Below are 18,636 nucleotides of genomic sequence, written 5' to 3'. Positions count from 1 at the left end.
GTTATGGTGCGGAATATATAGCGATAAGCCATCCGTCGGGAAGAGCCGTCTCGATTGTTTCTTGATCAGAGAGTCAGTTTTTTCAGCGCCTGCGCGGCAATCTCCCGGGTCAGCTCGCCGGCGGGCAGGTGCCGGCCCAGGCGCAGGGCCTGGCCAGACCAAAGGTTGCTGAAGTCGCTGTTCCCTTGTGGGTCGGTGATCGCACGCAACGGCATCAGTGCGCCGCCGGCCAGGGGAAAGCGCGGGGCCAGGTCGCTCATCGGCCCCAGTTCACGCATGAGGCGGTTGTTGATGCCTCGCGCCGGGCGGCCGGTGAACAGGTTGGTCAGCGCGGTGTCGCTGGCAGGGGCGCTGTCCAGGGCGTGGCGGTGAGCGGGGGAGACCTTGGCTTCGGGACAGAACAGGTAGGCGGTGCCGATCTGCACCGCCGAGGCACCGAGGGCGAGCGCGGCGAGCAGGCCGCGGTGGTCGGCGATGCCACCTGCGGCGATCACCGGTACGCGCACGGCGTCGACCACTTGTGGCACCAGGGCCAGGGTGCCGATCTGGCTGGTGATGTCGGTGCTCAGGAACATGCCGCGATGACCGCCGGCTTCGTAACCCATGGCGATGATCGCGTCGCAGCCGTGCTCCTCGAGCCACCGGGCCTCTTCCACGGTGGTGGCGCTGGAGAGCACCTTGGCGCCGCTGGCCTTGACCCGTTGCAGCAAGTCAGGGGCGGGCAGGCCGAAGTGAAAGCTGACGACCTGCGGACGCAGTTGCTCCACCAGCTGGCAGCTGTGCTCGTCGAATGGCGCGCGGTTGGACACCGGCGTCGGCGCCTCGAAGTCGGCGCCGACCTCTTGGTAGTAAGGTTGGAGTGCCTGCTTCCAGCGCGCGTCGCCCTGCGCATCCGGCATGGGAGGCTGGTGGCAGAAGAAGTTGAGGTTCAACGGGCCCTGGCAGGCGGCGCGAAAGGTCGCGATCTCGGTGCGCACCTGGTCGAGGCCAAGCATGGCGCAGGGCAGGGCGCCCAGGCCACCGGCATTGCCCACGGCGATGGCCATCGCCGAACCGGTGGCGCCGGCCATGGGCGCCTGGAGAATGGGCACCTCGATGCCCAGCAGGTCGAGGATGCGGCGGTCTTGCCAGGTGCTCATGGGCGACTCCTTGAGTGCGACGGATCGGGCGTGATTACAGGGCCTTGCTGACCTGAATGTCGGAGATCTTCTCGGCGTCGTCGCCGTGGATCTTGCGCAGGGCTTCCTTGGCCTGTTCGAGGGAGGCGTCGGGCATCTGGGCGAAATCCCAACGGCGCGCGCCGTCGAGCTTGTACTTGATCACATACTTGATGGTCTGGGTCATGCGTGGGTCATCCGAGTTTCGACGACGAGCGTCGAATGATCTTGATCTTGTGGCTCAAGGCCGGCTTGCGCGTCACCGAGATCGGGCGGGTGGTGACGGTGTCGATGGTGATGTTCCAGAAACCGGTGCTGGGCACGGTGATCTTCGCCGGGAACCGTTCGAAGTGACCACCGTGGTAGGTGTGGCGCCCGCCGTTCTTGAAGCTGCGGAAGTTGGCGTCGTTCATCAGGCGGATGTTGCAGCGCTGGGAGCACTCGATGACGACGATGTCGTCCTCGTTCAGGTGCTCGCGCTGGTGTACGAATTTCATGGGGTGCTCCGCAAGGATTGGTTCTGCAAAGGCGAACGATATCACGATGTAGGGGGGGGCTTGCGCGCTGGCGTACCTGCCCAGGGATATTTCTGCCAGGACACGGAGCAAATCGTCCACGGCGTGGTCACAGATGGACTTTGACTTGGGAGATGGCATGCATGAAATGGATGGTGGCGGCGATGGTGCTGGCATTGGGGGGATGCGTCAGCGTGGAGGAGCTGGAGCAATCCCGCGAAACGTTGAACGTGATGTCCGGCAAGACGCCCCGCGAGTACGCCGATTGCGTCAAGCGCAAGTTGGCCGACACCCGTGATCCGCTGCAGGAAGAGGCTCATGGCAGCGGCCTGCGCCTGATCGTGCCGCAGAAGCTGACAGCCGGTGCCGGCCCGGCGGCGCTGCTGGACATCGACAAGCGCGGCAGCGGCAGCGCGATCAAAGTCTACGAGCGGTTGAACAACTTCCCGCTGCGCCTGGGTGACGTTCGCACCTCGGCGACCGAGTGCATCTCGGGTTCTTGATCCAGCGCAGTAAATTCGCAATTAGCTGGCGGATTGCCACATTCCTGCCCGGTGACACGTTGTCGCATGCCGGGGAATAGGCCTAGTATTTTCTTGGCTTATATCGTTTGAGCCTAAGCTTATAACAAGGAAAGGGAGTCCATCTGATGAGAACCCTCAGTCGCGTCACGATCGGCAGCCTGCTGATCCTGGCCTGGCCCGCGGCGCATGGCGCCGACGGCCAGAAAATCTTCAACCAGGGCGGGCAGAACCCCGCCGCCATGGCCTGCATGGGCTGCCATGGTCCGGATGGCAAGGGCATCGATGCTGCCGGCTTCCCTCGACTTGCCGGGCTGCCCGCCGGCTACCTCGCCAAGCAATTGCAGGACTTTCGCAGCGGCAGCCGCAAGCAGGCGGTGATGGAGCCACTGGCCAAGGCGCTGGACGACCGCGAGATCGAGGCGGTCAGTGCCTACATGGCGAAATTGCCTGCCGATCCTGCGCCAGATACGCGTCGCCAGCAGATCGCCAGCGATCCGGTCACCCGCCTGGCACTCTACGGGGACTGGAGCCGGCAGATTCCGGGCTGTGTGCAGTGCCATGGTCCGGGCGGCAGTGGTGTCGGCGAGCACTTTCCTCCCCTGGCCGGGCAGTCGGCCACCTATCTGGCCGGCCAGCTCAATGCCTGGCGCGATGGCAGTCGCAGCAATGACCCGAACCAGTTGATGGTCAATGTGGCCAAGGCCATGACCGACGCCGAGGTCAAGGCCATCGCCGAGTACTTCGCTCATTCGGCCCGCCAGGAGGTCAAGCCATGAAGACCCTGATGCCAGCCCTGCTGCTGATCGCCACGGGCAGTGCCCAGGCGACGCCTATCGCCATGGAAGACCAGTCCCAGCTCAAGGTTCCCGACGCCCAGGCCGCCCCGCAGTTCGTGCCGCCGGCGGAAAGCAGCATTCCCGACAATGCCTTCGGCAAGATGATCCGCGAAGGCCATGCGCTGTTCGTCGACACCCGTCGGTTGATGCCCGAGGCGGTCGGCAATGGCATGAACTGCAGCAACTGCCACCTCGATCAGGGCCGCCTGGCGCACTCCGCTCCGCTGTGGGGCGCCTACCCGATGTATCCGGCCTATCGCAAGAAGAACGACAAGGTCAACACGTTCGCCGAACGCATCCAGGGCTGCTTCCAGTTCAGCATGAACGGCAAGCCGCCGGCGGCCGACAGCCCACAGATGACGGCGCTGAGCGTCTATGCCTACTGGCTCTCGACCCAGGCTCCGACCGCTGTGGAGATCGCCGGGCGTGGCTATCCGGAGGTGCCGAAACCTGCCAGTGGCTATGACCTGAAACGAGGCCAGCAGGTGTACCAGGCGCAATGTGCGATCTGCCACGGCAATGACGGAGAAGGGCAGAAGGTAGCCGGCGAGTACGTGATGCCGCCGTTGTGGGGCAAGGATTCCTACAACTGGGGTGCGGGTATGCACCGGATCAACACCGCCGCGTCGTTCATCAAGTACAACATGCCGCTGGGCAAGCCTGGCAGCCTGAGCGACCAGCAGGCCTGGGACGTGGCGGCCTGGGTCAATCGCCATGAGCGCCCCCAGGATCCGCGCCTGGTCGAGGGCTCCATCGAGAAGACCCGGCAGAAGTTCCATGCCAACGACGGGGTCAACCTCTATGGGCAGAAAGTGGACGGGGTGCTGATCGGCCAGGGCACCGGGGGGTGATGCAGAGGTGGTCGCAGGTGGGTACCTGCGGCCACATCGGCCGGGTGAAAGCGCCAGGCGCAGGTGAAATTTGCGCTTGCCCGGAACTATCTACACTGAGATATCTCTATGATGGCATCGGCCAGGTGTGGGCGGGGCATTGTAAGGTGATCGCCGCCTGATTAGACTGCGCCGAATTTCGTACGCTAAGCCCTTGTTAAGGACGTTTATGATCAAAAAATGCTTGTTCCCGGCAGCCGGCTACGGCACCCGCTTCCTGCCTGCTACCAAAGCCATGCCCAAGGAAATGCTGCCGGTGGTCAACAAGCCACTGATCCAGTATGGCGTTGAAGAAGCATTGGATGCTGGTCTGAACGAGATCTCCATCGTCACCGGCCGCGGCAAGCGCGCGCTGGAAGACCACTTCGACATCAGCTATGAGCTGGAAACCCAGATCAAGGGCACCGACAAGGAGAAATACCTGGTCGGCATCCGCCGCCTGCTCGACGAGTGCTCGTTCTCCTATACCCGCCAGACCGAAATGAAAGGCCTGGGTCATGCCATCCTCACCGGCCGTCCGCTGATCGGCGACGAACCGTTCGCCGTGGTGCTGGCCGACGACCTGTGTGTCAACCTCGAAGGCGAAGGTGTGCTTGCGCAGATGGTTGCGCTGTACAAGAAATACCGCTGCTCGATCGTCGCCATCCAGGAAGTCGACCCGCAGGAAACCAACAAGTATGGCGTCATCGCCGGTGAAGAGATCAAGGACGGCATCTTCCGCGTCGACGCCATGGTCGAGAAGCCGAAGCCCGAGGACGCTCCGTCGAACCTGGCGATCATCGGTCGCTACATCCTGACCCCGGACATCTTCGAGAAGATCGAGCAGACCGAACCGGGCAAGGGTGGCGAGATCCAGATCACCGACGCGCTGATGAAGCAGGCTGCCGAAGGCAACGTGATTGCCTACAAGTTCAAGGGCAAGCGTTTCGATTGCGGTGGCGCCGAAGGCTACATCGAGGCGACCAACTTCTGCTTCGAACACTTCTACAAGGCCGGCAAGGCGTACTGATACGCCACTGCGGGTTCAAGGAGCCACCCTTCGGGGTGGCTTTTTTGTTTGCGACGAGCAACGGCGCTATGCTGGGCGCCTGCCTAGGAGACTGAATACATGGCCTACGATTTTGATCTGTTCGTGATTGGCGCCGGTTCCGGCGGTGTGCGCGCGGCGCGTTTCGCCGCGGGCTTCGGAGCCAAGGTGGCGGTGGCCGAGAGCCGCTACCTCGGTGGTACCTGCGTCAACGTCGGTTGCGTGCCGAAAAAACTGCTGGTGTACGGCGCCCATGTCGCCGACGAACTGGAACAGGCTGCCGGTTTCGGCTGGACCTTGGAAGAGGGGCACTTCGACTGGGGTACCCTGATCGCCAACAAGAACCGCGAGATCGAGCGCCTCAACGGTATCTACCGCAACCTGTTGGTCAACAGCGGGGTGACCCTGCTGACCGGCCATGCCCGCATGACCGGCGCGCACGAAGTGGAAGTGGAGGGGCAGCGCTACACCGCCGAGCACATCCTCATCGCCACCGGTGGCTGGCCACAGGTGCCGGACATTCCGGGCAAGGAGCTGGCGATCACCTCCAACGAGGCGTTCTACCTCAAGGACCTGCCGCGTCGCGTGCTGGTGGTCGGTGGAGGCTACATCGCCGTGGAGTTCGCCGGGATCTTCCAGGGCCTGGGCGCCGACACCACGCTGCTGTACCGCGGCGACCTGTTCCTGCGTGGCTTCGACGGCTCGGTGCGCACGCACCTGAAGGAAGAGCTGGAAAAGCGTGGCATGGACCTGCAGTTCAATGCCGATATCCAGCGTATCGACAAGCTCGACGATGGCAGCCTGAAGGCCACCCTCAAGGACGGCCGCGAACTGGTCGCCGACTGCGTGTTCTACGCCACCGGTCGCCGGCCGATGCTGGACAACCTGGGGCTGGAGAACACCGGCGTGGAGCTGGATGAGCGCGGCTTCATCCGCGTCGACGAGCAATACCGCACCACCGAACCTTCGGTGCTGGCGATCGGCGATGTGATCGGTCGCGTACAGCTCACCCCGGTGGCGCTGGCCGAAGGCATGGCCGTGGCCCGTCGGTTGTTCAAGCCTGAGCAGTATCGTCCGGTGGACTACCAGAACATTCCCACCGCAGTGTTCAGCCAGCCGCCAATTGGCACGGTGGGCCTGAGCGAAGAGCAGGCGCTGCAGGCCGGACACAAGGTGCAGATCTTCGAGAGCCGTTTCCGCGCCATGAAGCTGACCCTCACCGACATCCAGGAGAAGACCCTGATGAAGCTGGTGGTCGATGCCGAGACCGACAAGGTACTGGGCTGCCACATGGTCGGGCCGGACGCTGGCGAGATCATCCAGGGCCTGGGCATCGCCCTCAAGGCCGGGGCGACCAAGCAGCAGTTCGACGAGACCATTGGCGTGCACCCGACTGCCGCCGAAGAGTTCGTCACCCTGCGCACCGCTACCCGCTGATCCGCCCGAGCCTGATCGCGGGGCAAGCCTGCTCCCACGCCAACCCTGCGTGGGAGTGGGCTTGCCCCGCGATGCCGTTTGGCTCGCGCAATCCTTTGCTCAGCCCGATCCCTTCTATTAATAATCCCGCCTTATAGCCAAAACCAATCATCAGCATGAGCTTTGCCAATGAGCCTTTATCGGGACTGGCGGTTAGGATTCTCTCCGTCAACTGATTTCAATCCCATGAAGGAGCGTCTCTCATGCCAATCATCAACAGCCAGGTCAAACCGTTCAACGCTACCGCCTACCACAAGGGCGAGTTCGTCCAGGTCAGCGAAGCCGACCTCAAGGGCAAGTGGTCCGTCGTATTCTTCTACCCAGCCGACTTCACTTTCGTCTGCCCGACCGAACTGGGTGACCTGGCCGACAACTACGCCGAGTTCCAGAAACTGGGCGTCGAGATCTACGGCGTGTCCACCGACACCCACTTCACCCACAAAGCCTGGCATGACACCTCGGACACCATCGGCAAGATCCAGTACCCACTGATCGGTGACCCGACCCACGTCATTTCGCGCAACTTCGACGTGCTGATCGAAGAAGCCGGCCTGGCCGATCGCGGTACCTTCGTGATCAACCCGGAAGGCCAGATCAAGATCGTCGAGCTGAACGACGGTGGTGTCGGCCGTGACGCAACCGAGCTGCTGCGCAAGGTCAAGGCTGCCCAGTACGTCGCTGCCCACCCAGGCGAAGTCTGCCCGGCCAAGTGGAAAGAAGGCGAAGCCACCCTGGCGCCGTCGCTGGACCTGGTCGGCAAGATCTAAGCCGATGCGCACGTCGCGGGCGGTGGATAGCCGCCAAAGCTGAACTACCCACCGCCCCGTAAGAACGCCCGGGCGAGCTCGCCTGGGCGTTTTTGTATCCGAGTTTTGAAAAAGGAATCGCCCGTATGTTGGACGCCACGCTTAAATCGCAACTGAAAACCTACCTGGAGCGGGTCACCCAGCCGATCGAGATCGTTGCTTCCCTCGACGACGGCGCGAAGTCCCGCGAATTGCACGACCTGCTGGTGGAGATCGCCAGCCTGTCGAACCTCATTACCTTCAGCGCGGATGGCAGCGATGTCCGTCGCCCTTCGTTCTCGCTGAACCGCCCGGGTGCCGACATCAGCCTGCGCTTTGCCGGCATCCCCATGGGGCACGAATTCACCTCGCTGGTGCTGGCGCTGCTGCAAGTCGGCGGCCACCCTTCCAAAGCCAGCGCCGAAGTGATCGAACAGATCCAGGGGCTGGAAGGTGAATTCACCTTCGAGACCTATTTCTCGCTGTCGTGCCAGAACTGCCCGGATGTGGTCCAGGCGCTGAACCTGATGGCAGTGCTCAACCCCAACGTGCGCCATGTGGCCATCGATGGCGCGTTGTTCCAGGACGAAGTCGACGCCCGCAAGATCATGGCGGTGCCGAGCATCTACCTCAACGGTGAAGTGTTCGGCCAGGGCCGGATGGGGCTCGAGGAGATCCTCGGCAAGCTCGACACCAATGCCGGGGCCCGTCAGGCCGAGAAGATCAATGCCAAGGACGCGTTCGACGTGCTGGTGGTCGGCGGTGGTCCCGCTGGCGCAGCAGCGGCCATCTATGCCGCGCGTAAAGGCATCCGCACCGGTGTGGCTGCCGAGCGCTTCGGCGGCCAGGTGCTCGACACCCTGGCGATCGAGAACTTCATCTCGGTGCAGGAGACCGAAGGGCCGAAGCTGGCCACGGCACTGGAGGAGCACGTCAAGCAGTACGACGTCGATATCATGAACCTGCAGCGTGGCGAAGCGCTGATTCCGGCCACCGATGGCGGTCTGCACGAAGTACGTCTGGCCGGCGGTGCCTCGCTCAAGGCCAAGACCGTGATCCTCGCCACCGGCGCCCGCTGGCGCGAAATGAATGTACCGGGCGAGCAGGAGTACCGCGCCCGTGGCGTGGCCTACTGCCCGCACTGTGATGGCCCTTTGTTCAAGGGCAAGCGCGTGGCCGTGATCGGTGGCGGCAACTCGGGCGTGGAAGCGGCCATCGACCTGGCCGGTATCGTCGCCCAGGTGACCCTGATCGAGTTCGACAGCCAGTTGCGCGCCGACGCCGTGCTGCAGCGCAAGTTGCACAGCCTGCCGAACGTCAAGGTGATCACCAGCGCCCTGACCACCGAAGTGCTTGGCAATGGCGAGAAGGTCACTGGCCTGCGCTACAAGGATCGTACCAACGAGCAGGTCCATGACCTGGCGCTGGAGGGCATCTTCGTGCAGATCGGCCTGCTGCCGAATACCGATTGGCTCAAGGGCACCGTCGAGCTGTCGCCGCGTGGCGAGATCATCGTCGACGCCAAGGGCCAGACCAGTATCCCGGGGGTATTCGCCGCTGGTGACGTGACCACGGTGCCGTACAAGCAGATCGTCATCGCCGTGGGCGAGGGGGCCAAGGCCTCGCTGGCAGCCTTCGACCACCTGATCCGCACTTCGGCGCCAGCCTGAGTCCGGCCCATCGCGGGGCAAGCCCGCTCCCACGCCATGTTGTGTTCGGCGTGGGGGGGGGGCTTGCCCCGCGATGGCGTCATGGCGCCAGGGGCTATCATGAGTGCACGCCAATCCGGAGCCACGCCCATGACCCTGATCAGCCGCGAACCCTGGTGGTTAGTCCCACCTCAGCCCGGGCAGCAGGAGCAGGACCTGCACTGGGGCTACCTGGAAATCTACGCCGACGGTCGTACCGTGTTCGTCGACCAGCGCCCCACGGAGCGGGAGTTGGCCGAGCGCAAGAGCTGTCGCAACTTCCCCGATCCGGAGTCGCCCTGACTCAGCCCTCGAGCTGCGCCAGGCGAGCTTCCAGCGCGGCGATCCGCGCCTCCAGCGCTTCGATGCGCTCTTCCGATACGCTGCCGGCGCTGCCGCGCGCACCACCTTCCTGTTGGCGTGCGGCGAGGATCGCCTCGATTTCCGCTGGATCACCGAGGGCATGGGTGTAACGGTCTTCGCGTTGGCCGGCCTGGCGCGGCAGGTGCAGGGCCAGGCCGCGTGAGACCAGGCGCTCCAGCTGATGCTGGATCTGTTCGGTGTCGTCAAAGTCGTGCAGGCGGTTGCTGCGGGTCAGCAGCTCGTTGAGGGTCTGAGGGCCGCGCAGGAACATCAGTCCCATCAGCACCAACTGTGCCGGCACCAGTTCCAGCGCCTTGTCCATCCGATGCTCCCAGCGGTCGGCGCGGCTGCCCATCTGCAGGCGTGTCATGTCCTGGCCCTCGAGGGTGCGCAGGGCCTGGCCGACCTGGCCGGGGGAGAGGTTCATGACGGGTTCGCGGCTGGTCTTCTGGTTACAGGCCAGGACCAGGGCATTGAGGGTCAGGGGGTAGGTTTCCGGGCTGGTGGCCTGCTTCTCGATCAGCGCGCCGAGCACACGGATCTCGATGCTGCTGAAGCGGCCTTCGCCGCTGGTTTCATGTTCTGACATGGCCCTGTCTCGTTGCGAGGAAAAGGCCACTAGCCTAGGTAATACACCTGGCTTAAGCAATCGTCGGGTTTGCGCGGTTCAAGCTCGCTGCCGCTGGGCGTGGCAGCGGGCTTGAACCGCGCTGAGGTTCAGCTGGCGCGCCGCTCCATGGCCTGGCAGGCAGCGGCGGTGAACAGCACATCGGTCGACGAGTTCAGCGCGGTTTCCGCCGAATCCTGCAGGACGCCGATGATGAAGCCGACCGCGACCACTTGCATGGCGATTTCGCTGGGGATGCCGAACAGACTGCAGGCCAGCGGGATCAGCAGCAGCGAGCCGCCGGCCACGCCCGAGGCGCCGCAGGCGCAGACCGCCGCCACCACACTCAGCAGTACCGCGGTCGGCAGATCGACAGCGATGCCCAAGGTGTGTACCGCCGCCAGGGTCAGCACGGTAATGGTCGTCGCCGCGCCGGCCATGTTGATGGTCGCTCCCAGGGGGATCGACACCGAGTAGGTGTCTTCGTGCAGGCCGAGCTTCTCCGACAGTGCCAGGTTGACCGGGATATTGGCGGCCGAGCTGCGGGTGAAGAATGCGGTGATGCCGCTTTCGCGCAGGCACAGCAGGGTCAGCGGGTAAGGGTTGCGGCGGATCATCCAGAACACGATCAGCGGGTTCATCACCAGGGCCACGAACAGCATGCAGCCGATCAGCACGCCGAGCAGGTGCAGGTAGCCCAGCAGCGCGCTCAAGCCGGACTGGGCGAGGGTCGAGCTGACCAGGCCGAAGATCCCCAGTGGGGCGAAGCGGATCACCACGCGCACGATCAGGGTGACGCCGTTGGACAGGTCCTCGACCACGGTGCGGGTGGTCTCGCCGGCATGGCGCAGGGCCACGCCCAGGCCGATGGCCCAGGTCAGCACGCCGATGAAGTTGGCGTTGAGCAAGGCGTTGACGGGGTTGTCCACGGCGCTGAGCAGCAGGTTCTGCATGACCTCGGCGATGCCGCCGGGAGCGCTCAGCGAGGCCTCGCCGGTGGTCAGTACCAGGTGCGAGGGGAACAGCATGCTGGCGACCACGGCCACCGCCGCGGCGGCGAAGGTGCCCAGCAGGTACAGCCAGAGGATCGGCCGGATATGGGTTTCCTGGCCATGGCGATGGTTGGCGATCGAGGCCATCACCAGGATGAACACCAGCACCGGTGCCACGGCTTTCAGGGCGCTGACGAACACCTTGCCGAGGAACGCCAGGTCACGGGCCACGGCCGGCGCGAACAGGGCGAGGAGAATGCCGGCCGCCAGGCCGATGCAGATCTGCGTCACCAGGCCGGTGCGGTTGATCAGGCGGAGGATGGGTGTCATGTGAAGCGCAATCCGGTTACGTGAAAGGGCGTGACTTTACCATAGACCCGCACCTGCCCCCACCCAGGCCCGTATCACCAGTGGAACAGCTCCCGCCGGGCACCTTCGGTGATCGCCACGATCCCCGGGTGCTTGACCTTGCGCTCCACCGAAATGGCATAGAACGACTCGTTGACCGCTTCGGTCTGCCCGATCAGGCAGACGCCATACTGCCGGCAGACCTCCTCGGCGATCACGCTGGGGGCGACGAAGATACCGCTGCCGGACTGGCCGAAGGCTTGCATCAGCGCGCTGTCATCGAATTCGCCGACGATCCGCGGCTGTACCTGCTCCTCGGCCAGCCAGCGCAGCAGGCGGCTGCGCACCACGGTTTCCTGCCCGGGGATCAGCAACGGGGCATCGTTCAGGCAGGCGGGGAAGGGCTGCTCTAGCCCTGCGGCCAGCGCGGGGGTGGCGAAAAAGCTCAGGCCGCACTCGCCGAGCTTCTGACTGTAGCCCTTGATATCCAGGTGGACGGGCATGGGGCTGTCGGAGATCACCAGGTCCAGGCGCTGGATCGCCAGGTCGGCCAGCAGGCGTTCGAGCTTGTCTTCGCGGCAGTTGATCCGCAGCACGTCTTCCAGCTCCATGGTCGGTGCCAGCAAGCGGTAGACGATGGATTTGGGCACGACATCGGCGACCCCGACGCGGAACAGGATCTGTTCCTGCGGCCCGGCACGCAGCATCGCCTCCAGCTCTCCACCGAGCTGGAACATCTGCTCGGCATAGACCAGGGCCTGGCGGCCGGTCTCGGTCAGCTCCAGCTGGCGGCCGACACGCTGGAACAGCTCCAGGTTCCAGGTCTGCTCGAACAGGCTGATCTGGCCGCTGATGGTCTGCGGCGTCAGGTTCAGTTGCTCGCTGGCGCGGGCGATGCTTCCGGTCTTTGCTACAGCCCAGAAGTAATGCAACTGACGGTAGTTGAGCATGACGGGTCCCGATTCGTAAAAACCGAAGTATAACCGCTGGAAATACGAATTTTCTGGATGTTTCAGTCTCTCTAGAATGCCCATCCATCAGGCGCGACGGGCGCCGCAGGGATATCGACAAACGAGGACACCATGCTGCAGTTCAAATCCATCGGCACACCCCTGGTACTGGCCTTGGCACTGTTCGCCATCAGTGGCTGCGACCAGGCCGAGAAATCCGCCCAGCAGATGCTCGACCAGGCGGCCGAATCGGCCAAGCAGGCCATCGACAAGACCCATGACGCCGCCCAGCAGGCCTTGAGCGAGGCCATTCATGGCGAGGGCAAGCAGGCCGACGGCGACAGCCAGGACAAGCAAGACAAGAAAGCCACCCAGGACATCTGATCCTCCGACCCGATAGACAGGACTGCCCCATGGAATATCTGCTGGAACTAGCCGCAAGCCCTACCGCCTGGGTCGCCCTGGCCACCCTGGTGGCGATGGAGATCGTGCTCGGTATCGACAACCTGATCTTCATCTCCATCCTCACCAACAAGCTGCCCGAGGCGTATCGCTCGAAGGCGCGCCGTATCGGTATCAGCATGGCCCTGGTCATGCGCCTGGCCTTGCTCAGCACGGTGGCCTGGATCGTCCAGCTGACCGAGCCGGTGGTCGAGGTGTTCGGCCATGCCTTCTCGTGGAAGGACATGATCCTCATCGCCGGTGGCCTGTTCCTGCTATGGAAGGCGACCAAGGAAATCCATGAAAGCGTCGACCCGCACGGTGCCAAGGAAGAGTCCAAGGCGGGGTCCACGGTCACCCTGGGCTTCGCCGCGGCGATCGGGCAGATCCTGCTGCTGGATATCGTCTTCTCGGTGGACAGCATCATCACCGCGGTAGGCATGACCGAGCACCTGCCGATCATGATCATCGCCGTGATCAGTGCCGTGATCGTGATGCTGGTGGCGGCCGATCCGCTGGCGAAGTTCATCAACGACAACCCGACCGTGGTGATGTTGGCGCTGGGCTTCCTGATCATGATCGGCATGACCCTGATCGCCGAAGGTTTCGGGGCTCATGTACCGAAAGGCTATGTGTATGCGGCGATGGCCTTCTCGACGGCCATCGAGATCCTCAACATCATGGCGCGTCGGGCGCGGCTCAAGCGTGAGGCTGGCGAAGGCTGACGCGACCGGCGAGAGCCTGCCCGCGTCTGCATGCGAATGCGGGCGCGGGCGGCGCTCGTGATGGCGTATGCGCTGCGTCTGGCCGGTCAATGCGCCTCGGCATGGCGCCGGGCGCGGCGCGCGGCCTGGGGCTTGGCCAGCGGTTGAGGTGGCAGGTGGTGGGGGTGGGAATGCCGCCGCACGATACGCAACACCCCCCACAGCATGGCGGCTGCGACGCTCAGCCACATGCCCACCAGCATGAGGATTGCCATTGTCAGGCTCATGTGTGCCTCCTTCTCTGTGACCCGCCGCGGCGGGTCATCCAGACACAGCTTTAGTCTAGCCCGGTGCCTGTGACGTTCCATTGACCGAAGGTCTAGTGCTTGGGCCGTTTCGTTCCAAGCCCGTGGCGGGCTATACCCAAAGCCCGGCACATCCTATGATCAGCGCTCATGGCCGGGCGCTGCCCGCCCGGCGCCGGAACAAGCGAGTGCCCATGTTGCAAGATGCCATTCCCTCCCGGGCCTTCGGCCCACGTCGCCTGCTGGCTGCCTGCCTGGTGGCGCTGGCCCTGTCCGGCTGCGCAAGCGCTCCGCCTGCCTCGCTCAAGGGACTGCCGCAGCGGGTCGAGATCAGCAGCGTGCCGTTCTACCGTGGCAATGCCAACCACAGCGGCTCGATGGCCCTGGCGGCGCTGCTGTCGCAGCGCGGGGCGCCGATCACCCCCGGCCTGCTCGACAAGGCGCTGAACCTGCCCAAGGCCGTCGACACGCTGGATACCGGCATCGCTCGGGTGGCCCGCGAGTACGGCATGGTGGTCTACCCGCTGGACAAGCAGCTGGACGCGTTGCTCGAGCAGGTCGCCGCCGGGCATCCCGTGCTGCTGCGCTATCAGGAAGGATCGATGTGGTGGAGTGAACCACGCTATGCGGTCATGATCGGCTACGACCGCTACAAGAAGCGCGTGCTGTTGCGCTCGGGCATGCACCGCCGCCAGTTGCTGGACTTCGACTCGTTCGCCTCGGCATGGGCGAAGCAGGGGAGCTGGGCGGTGCTGGTGCAGTCGCCGCGGCAGTTGCCGGCACGGGTGGACCGTCAGCGCTGGCTGCAGGCGGCTGACGAGCTGGCGCGTGCGGGGCAGGAGGTCGCGGCACGGCAGGCCATCGGTAGCCTAGGGCAACCGTAGGCAGGTCATCCGAATCGCCAGAAGGGCCGCAATGCGGCCCTTCTGGCTGGATGCGTCATCGGATGAGCGTGGTGGCGCGCTCAGTCCTTGATCTGCGACGGATCGGTCTGCAACAGCCACAGGCCACTGTTGGCCGCCAATTGCTGGTCGAGGTCGGACTTGCTGCCGTCGCGACGGGCCTTTTCGTCCGCCTTGAACAGATCATCGAGCAGGTTCAGCAGGTTGCGCGTGCGGCTGACCGAGGTCGGCGTCTTCTCGTCCGAGAGGAGAATGCCGTTGCTGTAGGTGGTCACCCGCTTGTTGCTGGTCGCCTCCTGGGTGACGCTGGCTTCCTTGAGCACATTGTCGACGATCGCCAGGCTGGTGGTGGTGCTGGCCGATTCGCTGAGGGTGTGATAGCGGTAGTTCTTGGCGTCGAACGGATCCTCTTCGCTCTGCCGCGCCGTCGAGGCGAGGCTCGAGTGCCAGGCCGCGTCCAGCTTGGCTTCCTGGCGCTGCTGGCGGGCGATGCTGTTGCCTTCGCCGTTGCTTGCAGTCGCTTGCGAGGCCTCGTAGCTGAAACGGTCCTCCTCATCCAGTCGCTGTGGATTGAGGTGCGAGGAGGGTTGTACGACCGACACCTTGAAGTCGGCCAGGCCGCTGAGCAGGGCGCGGCTGTAGGTGTTCAGCGCCGAATCATGGCCGGCCGGGCGAGGGCGGTTGTCATCGATGCTGTTGAGTTGGGTGAAGGCGTCCTTGAGCAGGCTGGTCAGCTGGGCATCGCCCTTGCCACGCTTCTGGGCATCGTCGAACTGGGTCAGGTAGTTGCTCAGGGCCGCCTGGCGCTGGGCCTGGCCACCGACCAGCGTGCCGCCCTGGGTGTCCAGGTCCAGTTGCACCACACCGCTTGGGCCATCGAGCTTCAGGCTGCGGGTCGAGTCGTCCAGGCGCAGGTCGAAAGTCTGCCGTGCGCCGCCCGGCAGTTCGAGGCTGGCGTTCATCTGCAGACCGCTGAACAACGCAGGGTCGACCTTGAGCAGCGAACCCAGTTGCAGATTCGGCGGCTGTTGGCTCAGGCCACTGATGGCCGACTGGAAGCCACTGGCCAGGTTGGCCAGGCCCTTGAGTTCGTCGGCGTTGAGCTCGCCACCTTGCACCTGGGCGTCGACGGCCAGGCCCTTGTCGCTGCTGTACAGGCCCAGGCTCACCGTGGCGCCAGAGGCGCTGGTCAGGTTGAGGGTGACGGTGTTGCTGGCGAACTCGCGCAGGCGTGACTGCTGCAGGCTCAGTGCAACGCCGTCGGTATCGTTGACCAGCAGCGCCGACTGCGAGATGCGCTGGCCGCCGTTGCTGGCCAGTTGTTCCATCAGGAGGGCACCCAGGCCCTGGAAGCGGGCACCGGCCGAGGCCGACTTGATGCCGCTGAGCATGTTCATGCTGAGCTTGTCGAGGCTGTCCTGTTCCCAGATATAGCGAGGCTGCGAGCTGTCCAGGGAGCCCCTGGCGGTGTAGGTCTCGGCATCCTGGATACGAGTGTCCTGGCCGAGGCTGACCTGGGTGCCGGGTGTGTCGGCGGTGCTGGCGGCCTGGCGGACGATAGCGTTTTGCGATGCGGGCGCCGGGGTGTAGACCGGGGTCAGTCGAAGTGCGGAGGAAATCGGGTTCATTGTCGCGGTCCTTGCGGATTTAACGAGTACGCCTTGATATCGGCATGCCATTAGCAAACCTGAGCGAGCGCGTGTTCTTTTTTCGCAAGGGACGAAAGTGACGGGGTACGAATGCATCGGCCCGCCGGGAGGCGGGCCGATGGCTGTGGCGGGTAGCGGTCAGCGGCGCCGGAACAGCGGCAGTGGCTCGTCGGTGGCGCCCTGGTAGGTAACCGAGAAGTCCTTCAGGCTCTGCAGCGCGTCTTCCGGATCCTTGTCGGCACGGATGGCGAAGGCGTCGAAACCGCAGCGGGCCATGTAGAACAGCTGGTCGCGCAGTACGTCGCCGATGGCGCGCAGCTCGCCCTTGAACTTGTAGCGGTCGCGCAGCAGGCGCGCATTGGAGTAGTTGCGTCCGTCGGTGAAGGCCGGGAAGTTCAGGGCGATGACCTGGAAGTGCTGGACATCGTCGCCGATCTCCTCGGCTTCCTCGTCGCTGTCCAGCCAGATGCCCAGGCCGCCGTCGCGGGCCTTGAGCAGGCTAGGGTGATCGCGCCACAGCTGCAGTGGCACGATGTAGTCGTCGCAGTTGGTCAGCTCGTCGATCGAGACATCCTTGGGCAGCAGGTGCCAGGTTTCGTCGACCAGCTGGTTGTTCTTAATGATTCGCTGCATAGACGCGCTCCTTGAAGGGGTCGATGCCGATACGCTGGTAGGTGTCGATGAAGCGCTCGTCTTCGGTGCGTCGCTCGACATACACGCTGATCAGCTTTTCGATCACGTCGGCCATGTCGTCCTGGGCGAAGGACGGGCCGAGGATCTTGCCGAGGGATGCATCGCGCGCGGCGTTGCCGCCCAGCGAGACCTGGTAGAACTCCTCGCCCTTCTTGTCCACCCCGAGGATGCCGATGTGGCCGACGTGGTGGTGGCCGCAGGCGTTCATGCAGCCGGAGATGTTCAGGTCGAGCTCGCCGATGTCGAACAGGTAGTCGAGGTCGTCGAAACGGCGCTGGATGGATTCGGCGATCGGGATCGACTTGGCGTTGGCCAGCGAGCAGAAGTCACCGCCCGGGCAGCAGATGATGTCGGTCAGCAGGCCGATGTTCGGGGTGGCGAAGCCTTGCTCGCGCAGTTCCAGCCACAACGCGTGCAACTGGCGCTGCTCGACGTCGGCAAGGATGATGTTCTGCTCGTGGGAGGTGCGCAGGTAGCCGAAGCTGTAGCGCTCGGCCAGGTCGGCGACGGCGTCCAGCTGCTTGTCGGTCAGGTCGCCGGGGGCGACGCCGGTGGGCTTGAGCGACAGGGTGACAGCGACGTAGCCCGGCTTCTTGTGCGCGCGGGTGTTGCGCGAGCGCCAACGGGCGAACCCAGGGTGCTCGGCGTCCAGGGCGCTGTAGTCGACGGCATCCAGGGCCAGGTACTCGGGGTCGACGAAGTGACGGGCGACGCGCTGCAGCTCGGCCTCGGTCAGGGTGGTGCTGCCACCGCGCAGGTGGGCCATCTCGGCTTCGACCTTCTCGGCGAACACTTCAGGGGTGAGGGCCTTGACCAGGATCTTGATCCGCGCCTTGTACTTGTTGTCACGGCGGCCGTAACGGTTGTACACGCGCAGGATGGCGTCGAGGTAGCTGAGCAGGTCCTGCCAGGGCAAGAACTCGTTGATGAACGAGCCGATCACCGGGGTACGGCCCAGGCCACCGCCGACCAGCACACGGAAGCCCAGCTCGCCGGCTGCGTTGCGTACCGGTTCCAGGCCGATATCGTGCACTTCGATGGCGGCGCGGTCGTCGCTCGAGCCGTTGACGGCAATCTTGAACTTGCGCGGCAGGTAGGCGAATTCCGGGTGGAAAGTGGTCCACTGGCGGACGATTTCGCACCATGGGCGCGGGTCCACCAGCTCGTCGGCGGCGACACCGGCGAACTGGTCGGTGGTGACGTTGCGCAGGCAGTTGCCGCTGGTCTGGATGGCGTGCATCTGCACGGTAGCCAGCTCGGCGAGGATCTCCGGGATGTCTTCCAGGGCCGGCCAGTTGTACTGCACGTTCTGGCGGGTACTGATGTGCGCGTAGCCCTTGTCGTAGTCTCGGGCGATCTTCGCCAGCATGCGCACCTGGCGTGCGTTCAGTTGGCCATAGGGCACGGCGACCCGCAGCATTGGCGCGAAACGTTGGATATAGAGGCCGTTCTGCAGGCGCAGAGGGCGGAATTCTTCTTCGCTCAGCTCTCCGGCCAGGTAGCGGCGGGTCTGATCACGGAACTGCTTGACGCGGTCCTCGATGATCCGCTGATCGTACTCGTCGTATACGTACATAAAAGTCCTGTCTCAGGCTGCATGCAGCTAATCGCGCGCACGGCCGCGCACTCCGGTTCGGAGCCGGGGAACGATAGCAGAGTGGGTTTATGCGCTAAAGTGATGTTTTTGCATATGAAAAGAACCATTTGGACTAAGTGAGACTGACTGGCATTTGTCCGCTCTGGCACGCCATCTGTCTATAATCCGCGGTTTGCTTTGCAGGGAT

21 protein-coding genes are annotated in these 18,636 nt (G+C 64.2%); 11 read left to right on the top strand and 10 right to left on the bottom strand.

Annotation, left to right across the window (positions count from 1 at the left end):
* Positions 1-65: 65 nt before the first annotated feature.
* From F3J43_RS01715 to F3J43_RS01705, 3 genes are read right to left on the bottom strand one after another with little or no spacing between them, the layout of a single operon-like run.
* The gene (locus tag F3J43_RS01715; RefSeq protein ID WP_166883087.1) at positions 66-1,139 is read right to left on the bottom strand and encodes an NAD(P)H-dependent flavin oxidoreductase; all 1,074 of its coding nucleotides are present in this window, start codon (positions 1,137-1,139) and stop codon (positions 66-68) included.
* Positions 1,140-1,173: 34 nt separating this feature from the next.
* The gene (locus F3J43_RS01710; RefSeq protein ID WP_166883086.1) at positions 1,174-1,344 is read right to left on the bottom strand and encodes a hypothetical protein; all 171 of its coding nucleotides are present in this window, start codon (positions 1,342-1,344) and stop codon (positions 1,174-1,176) included.
* Positions 1,345-1,351: 7 nt separating this feature from the next.
* Positions 1,352-1,654 carry a DUF1883 domain-containing protein gene (locus F3J43_RS01705; RefSeq protein WP_050706249.1) on the bottom strand — a complete coding sequence of 101 codons (303 nt, stop codon included), beginning with the start codon at positions 1,652-1,654 and terminating at the stop codon, positions 1,352-1,354.
* A gap of 161 nt (positions 1,655-1,815) precedes the next feature.
* Between F3J43_RS01705 and F3J43_RS01700 the strand changes: the two genes are divergently transcribed.
* The 8 genes from F3J43_RS01700 (at position 1,816) to F3J43_RS01665 (ending at position 9,201) form a co-directional block, all read left to right on the top strand.
* Positions 1,816-2,175 (top strand): hypothetical protein, encoded by a 360-nt coding sequence (locus F3J43_RS01700; protein WP_166883085.1) that lies wholly within the window; start codon positions 1,816-1,818, stop codon positions 2,173-2,175.
* Positions 2,176-2,321: 146 nt separating this feature from the next.
* Positions 2,322-2,972 carry a c-type cytochrome gene (locus tag F3J43_RS01695; protein ID WP_166883084.1) on the top strand — a complete coding sequence of 217 codons (651 nt, stop codon included), beginning with the start codon at positions 2,322-2,324 and terminating at the stop codon, positions 2,970-2,972.
* Positions 2,969-3,883: a c-type cytochrome gene (locus F3J43_RS01690; RefSeq protein WP_166883083.1), complete on the top strand. Its 915-nt coding sequence runs from the start codon at positions 2,969-2,971 to the stop codon at positions 3,881-3,883. The genes F3J43_RS01695 and F3J43_RS01690 overlap by 4 nt, the downstream gene beginning before the upstream one ends.
* 208 nt (positions 3,884-4,091) lie before the next feature.
* Positions 4,092-4,931 carry a UTP--glucose-1-phosphate uridylyltransferase GalU gene (galU, locus tag F3J43_RS01685; protein WP_166883082.1) on the top strand — a complete coding sequence of 280 codons (840 nt, stop codon included), beginning with the start codon at positions 4,092-4,094 and terminating at the stop codon, positions 4,929-4,931.
* A 99-nt stretch (positions 4,932-5,030) separates the two neighbouring features.
* Positions 5,031-6,386: a glutathione-disulfide reductase gene (gene gorA / locus F3J43_RS01680; protein ID WP_166883081.1), complete on the top strand. Its 1,356-nt coding sequence runs from the start codon at positions 5,031-5,033 to the stop codon at positions 6,384-6,386.
* 242 nt (positions 6,387-6,628) lie between these two features.
* Positions 6,629-7,192 carry an alkyl hydroperoxide reductase subunit C gene (gene ahpC / locus F3J43_RS01675; protein ID WP_060479900.1) on the top strand — a complete coding sequence of 188 codons (564 nt, stop codon included), beginning with the start codon at positions 6,629-6,631 and terminating at the stop codon, positions 7,190-7,192.
* A 125-nt stretch (positions 7,193-7,317) separates the two neighbouring features.
* Positions 7,318-8,880 carry an alkyl hydroperoxide reductase subunit F gene (gene ahpF / locus F3J43_RS01670; protein ID WP_166883080.1) on the top strand — a complete coding sequence of 521 codons (1,563 nt, stop codon included), beginning with the start codon at positions 7,318-7,320 and terminating at the stop codon, positions 8,878-8,880.
* A gap of 129 nt (positions 8,881-9,009) precedes the next feature.
* Positions 9,010-9,201, top strand: a complete 192-nt coding sequence (locus tag F3J43_RS01665; RefSeq protein WP_166883079.1) for a hypothetical protein — start codon at positions 9,010-9,012, stop codon at positions 9,199-9,201.
* 1 nt (position 9,202) lies between these two features.
* On the opposite strand, the gene F3J43_RS01660 is transcribed toward F3J43_RS01665, so the two are convergent.
* The 3 genes from F3J43_RS01660 to nhaR form a co-directional block, all read right to left on the bottom strand.
* Entirely contained in the window at positions 9,203-9,850 is a 648-nt protein-coding gene (locus F3J43_RS01660; RefSeq protein WP_166883078.1) for a YceH family protein, read from the bottom strand.
* A 128-nt stretch (positions 9,851-9,978) separates the two neighbouring features.
* Positions 9,979-11,190, bottom strand: a complete 1,212-nt coding sequence (gene sstT, locus F3J43_RS01655; protein ID WP_166883077.1) for a serine/threonine transporter SstT — start codon at positions 11,188-11,190, stop codon at positions 9,979-9,981.
* A 74-nt stretch (positions 11,191-11,264) separates the two neighbouring features.
* Positions 11,265-12,158 (bottom strand): transcriptional activator NhaR, encoded by an 894-nt coding sequence (gene nhaR / locus F3J43_RS01650; RefSeq protein ID WP_166883076.1) that lies wholly within the window; start codon positions 12,156-12,158, stop codon positions 11,265-11,267.
* Positions 12,159-12,290: 132 nt separating this feature from the next.
* Between nhaR and F3J43_RS01645 the strand changes: the two genes are divergently transcribed.
* Both F3J43_RS01645 and F3J43_RS01640 read left to right on the top strand, forming a co-directional pair.
* Entirely contained in the window at positions 12,291-12,542 is a 252-nt protein-coding gene (locus F3J43_RS01645; RefSeq protein ID WP_166883075.1) for a hypothetical protein, read from the top strand.
* Positions 12,543-12,571: 29 nt separating this feature from the next.
* Positions 12,572-13,324, top strand: a complete 753-nt coding sequence (locus F3J43_RS01640) for a TerC family protein (protein WP_166883074.1) — start codon at positions 12,572-12,574, stop codon at positions 13,322-13,324.
* 86 nt (positions 13,325-13,410) lie between these two features.
* Here F3J43_RS01640 and F3J43_RS01635 read toward each other — a convergent pair whose 3' ends face one another.
* Positions 13,411-13,590, bottom strand: coding sequence for a hypothetical protein (locus F3J43_RS01635; protein ID WP_166883073.1), 180 nt, complete (start codon positions 13,588-13,590; stop codon positions 13,411-13,413).
* 212 nt (positions 13,591-13,802) lie between these two features.
* Here F3J43_RS01635 and F3J43_RS01630 point away from each other — a divergent pair, with 212 nt between their 5' ends.
* On the top strand, positions 13,803-14,492 hold the full coding sequence (locus F3J43_RS01630) for a peptidase C39 family protein (RefSeq protein WP_205297568.1): 690 nt from the start codon (positions 13,803-13,805) through the stop codon (positions 14,490-14,492).
* A gap of 80 nt (positions 14,493-14,572) precedes the next feature.
* Here the strand turns inward: F3J43_RS01630 and F3J43_RS01625 are convergent, their stop codons facing one another.
* The 3 genes from F3J43_RS01625 to F3J43_RS01615 form a co-directional block, all read right to left on the bottom strand.
* Positions 14,573-16,138, bottom strand: a complete 1,566-nt coding sequence (locus F3J43_RS01625) for a hypothetical protein (protein ID WP_166883071.1) — start codon at positions 16,136-16,138, stop codon at positions 14,573-14,575.
* Between the two features lie 159 nt (positions 16,139-16,297).
* Positions 16,298-16,792: a DUF934 domain-containing protein gene (locus tag F3J43_RS01620; RefSeq protein ID WP_166883070.1), complete on the bottom strand. Its 495-nt coding sequence runs from the start codon at positions 16,790-16,792 to the stop codon at positions 16,298-16,300.
* Positions 16,776-18,428: a nitrite/sulfite reductase gene (locus F3J43_RS01615; protein WP_166883069.1), complete on the bottom strand. Its 1,653-nt coding sequence runs from the start codon at positions 18,426-18,428 to the stop codon at positions 16,776-16,778. The genes F3J43_RS01620 and F3J43_RS01615 overlap by 17 nt, the downstream gene beginning before the upstream one ends.
* Between the last annotated feature and the right edge of the window lie 208 nt (positions 18,429-18,636).

This window comes from Pantoea sp. Cy-639 (assembly GCF_011752525.1).
Classification (GTDB): Bacteria; Pseudomonadota; Gammaproteobacteria; order Pseudomonadales; family Pseudomonadaceae; genus Aquipseudomonas.
This window is presented reverse-complemented; position numbering and strand designations above follow the sequence as displayed.

Bases quoted from the DNA above. Each gene is read 5' to 3' on its own strand.
- F3J43_RS01715 (WP_166883087.1), bottom strand. From the start codon at position 1,139: ATGAGCACCTGGCAAGACCGCCGCATCCTCGACCTGCTGGGCATCGAG.
- F3J43_RS01710 (WP_166883086.1), bottom strand. From the start codon at position 1,344: ATGACCCAGACCATCAAGTATGTGATCAAGTACAAGCTCGACGGCGCG.
- F3J43_RS01705 (WP_050706249.1), bottom strand. From the start codon at position 1,654: ATGAAATTCGTACACCAGCGCGAGCACCTGAACGAGGACGACATCGTC.
- F3J43_RS01700 (WP_166883085.1), top strand. From the start codon at position 1,816: ATGAAATGGATGGTGGCGGCGATGGTGCTGGCATTGGGGGGATGCGTC.
- F3J43_RS01695 (WP_166883084.1), top strand. From the start codon at position 2,322: ATGAGAACCCTCAGTCGCGTCACGATCGGCAGCCTGCTGATCCTGGCC.
- F3J43_RS01690 (WP_166883083.1), top strand. From the start codon at position 2,969: ATGAAGACCCTGATGCCAGCCCTGCTGCTGATCGCCACGGGCAGTGCC.
- galU (WP_166883082.1), top strand. From the start codon at position 4,092: ATGATCAAAAAATGCTTGTTCCCGGCAGCCGGCTACGGCACCCGCTTC.
- gorA (WP_166883081.1), top strand. From the start codon at position 5,031: ATGGCCTACGATTTTGATCTGTTCGTGATTGGCGCCGGTTCCGGCGGT.
- ahpC (WP_060479900.1), top strand. From the start codon at position 6,629: ATGCCAATCATCAACAGCCAGGTCAAACCGTTCAACGCTACCGCCTAC.
- ahpF (WP_166883080.1), top strand. From the start codon at position 7,318: ATGTTGGACGCCACGCTTAAATCGCAACTGAAAACCTACCTGGAGCGG.
- F3J43_RS01665 (WP_166883079.1), top strand. From the start codon at position 9,010: ATGACCCTGATCAGCCGCGAACCCTGGTGGTTAGTCCCACCTCAGCCC.
- F3J43_RS01660 (WP_166883078.1), bottom strand. From the start codon at position 9,850: ATGTCAGAACATGAAACCAGCGGCGAAGGCCGCTTCAGCAGCATCGAG.
- sstT (WP_166883077.1), bottom strand. From the start codon at position 11,190: ATGACACCCATCCTCCGCCTGATCAACCGCACCGGCCTGGTGACGCAG.
- nhaR (WP_166883076.1), bottom strand. From the start codon at position 12,158: ATGCTCAACTACCGTCAGTTGCATTACTTCTGGGCTGTAGCAAAGACC.
- F3J43_RS01645 (WP_166883075.1), top strand. From the start codon at position 12,291: ATGCTGCAGTTCAAATCCATCGGCACACCCCTGGTACTGGCCTTGGCA.
- F3J43_RS01640 (WP_166883074.1), top strand. From the start codon at position 12,572: ATGGAATATCTGCTGGAACTAGCCGCAAGCCCTACCGCCTGGGTCGCC.
- F3J43_RS01635 (WP_166883073.1), bottom strand. From the start codon at position 13,590: ATGAGCCTGACAATGGCAATCCTCATGCTGGTGGGCATGTGGCTGAGC.
- F3J43_RS01630 (WP_205297568.1), top strand. From the start codon at position 13,803: ATGTTGCAAGATGCCATTCCCTCCCGGGCCTTCGGCCCACGTCGCCTG.
- F3J43_RS01625 (WP_166883071.1), bottom strand. From the start codon at position 16,138: ATGAACCCGATTTCCTCCGCACTTCGACTGACCCCGGTCTACACCCCG.
- F3J43_RS01620 (WP_166883070.1), bottom strand. From the start codon at position 16,792: ATGCAGCGAATCATTAAGAACAACCAGCTGGTCGACGAAACCTGGCAC.
- F3J43_RS01615 (WP_166883069.1), bottom strand. From the start codon at position 18,428: ATGTACGTATACGACGAGTACGATCAGCGGATCATCGAGGACCGCGTC.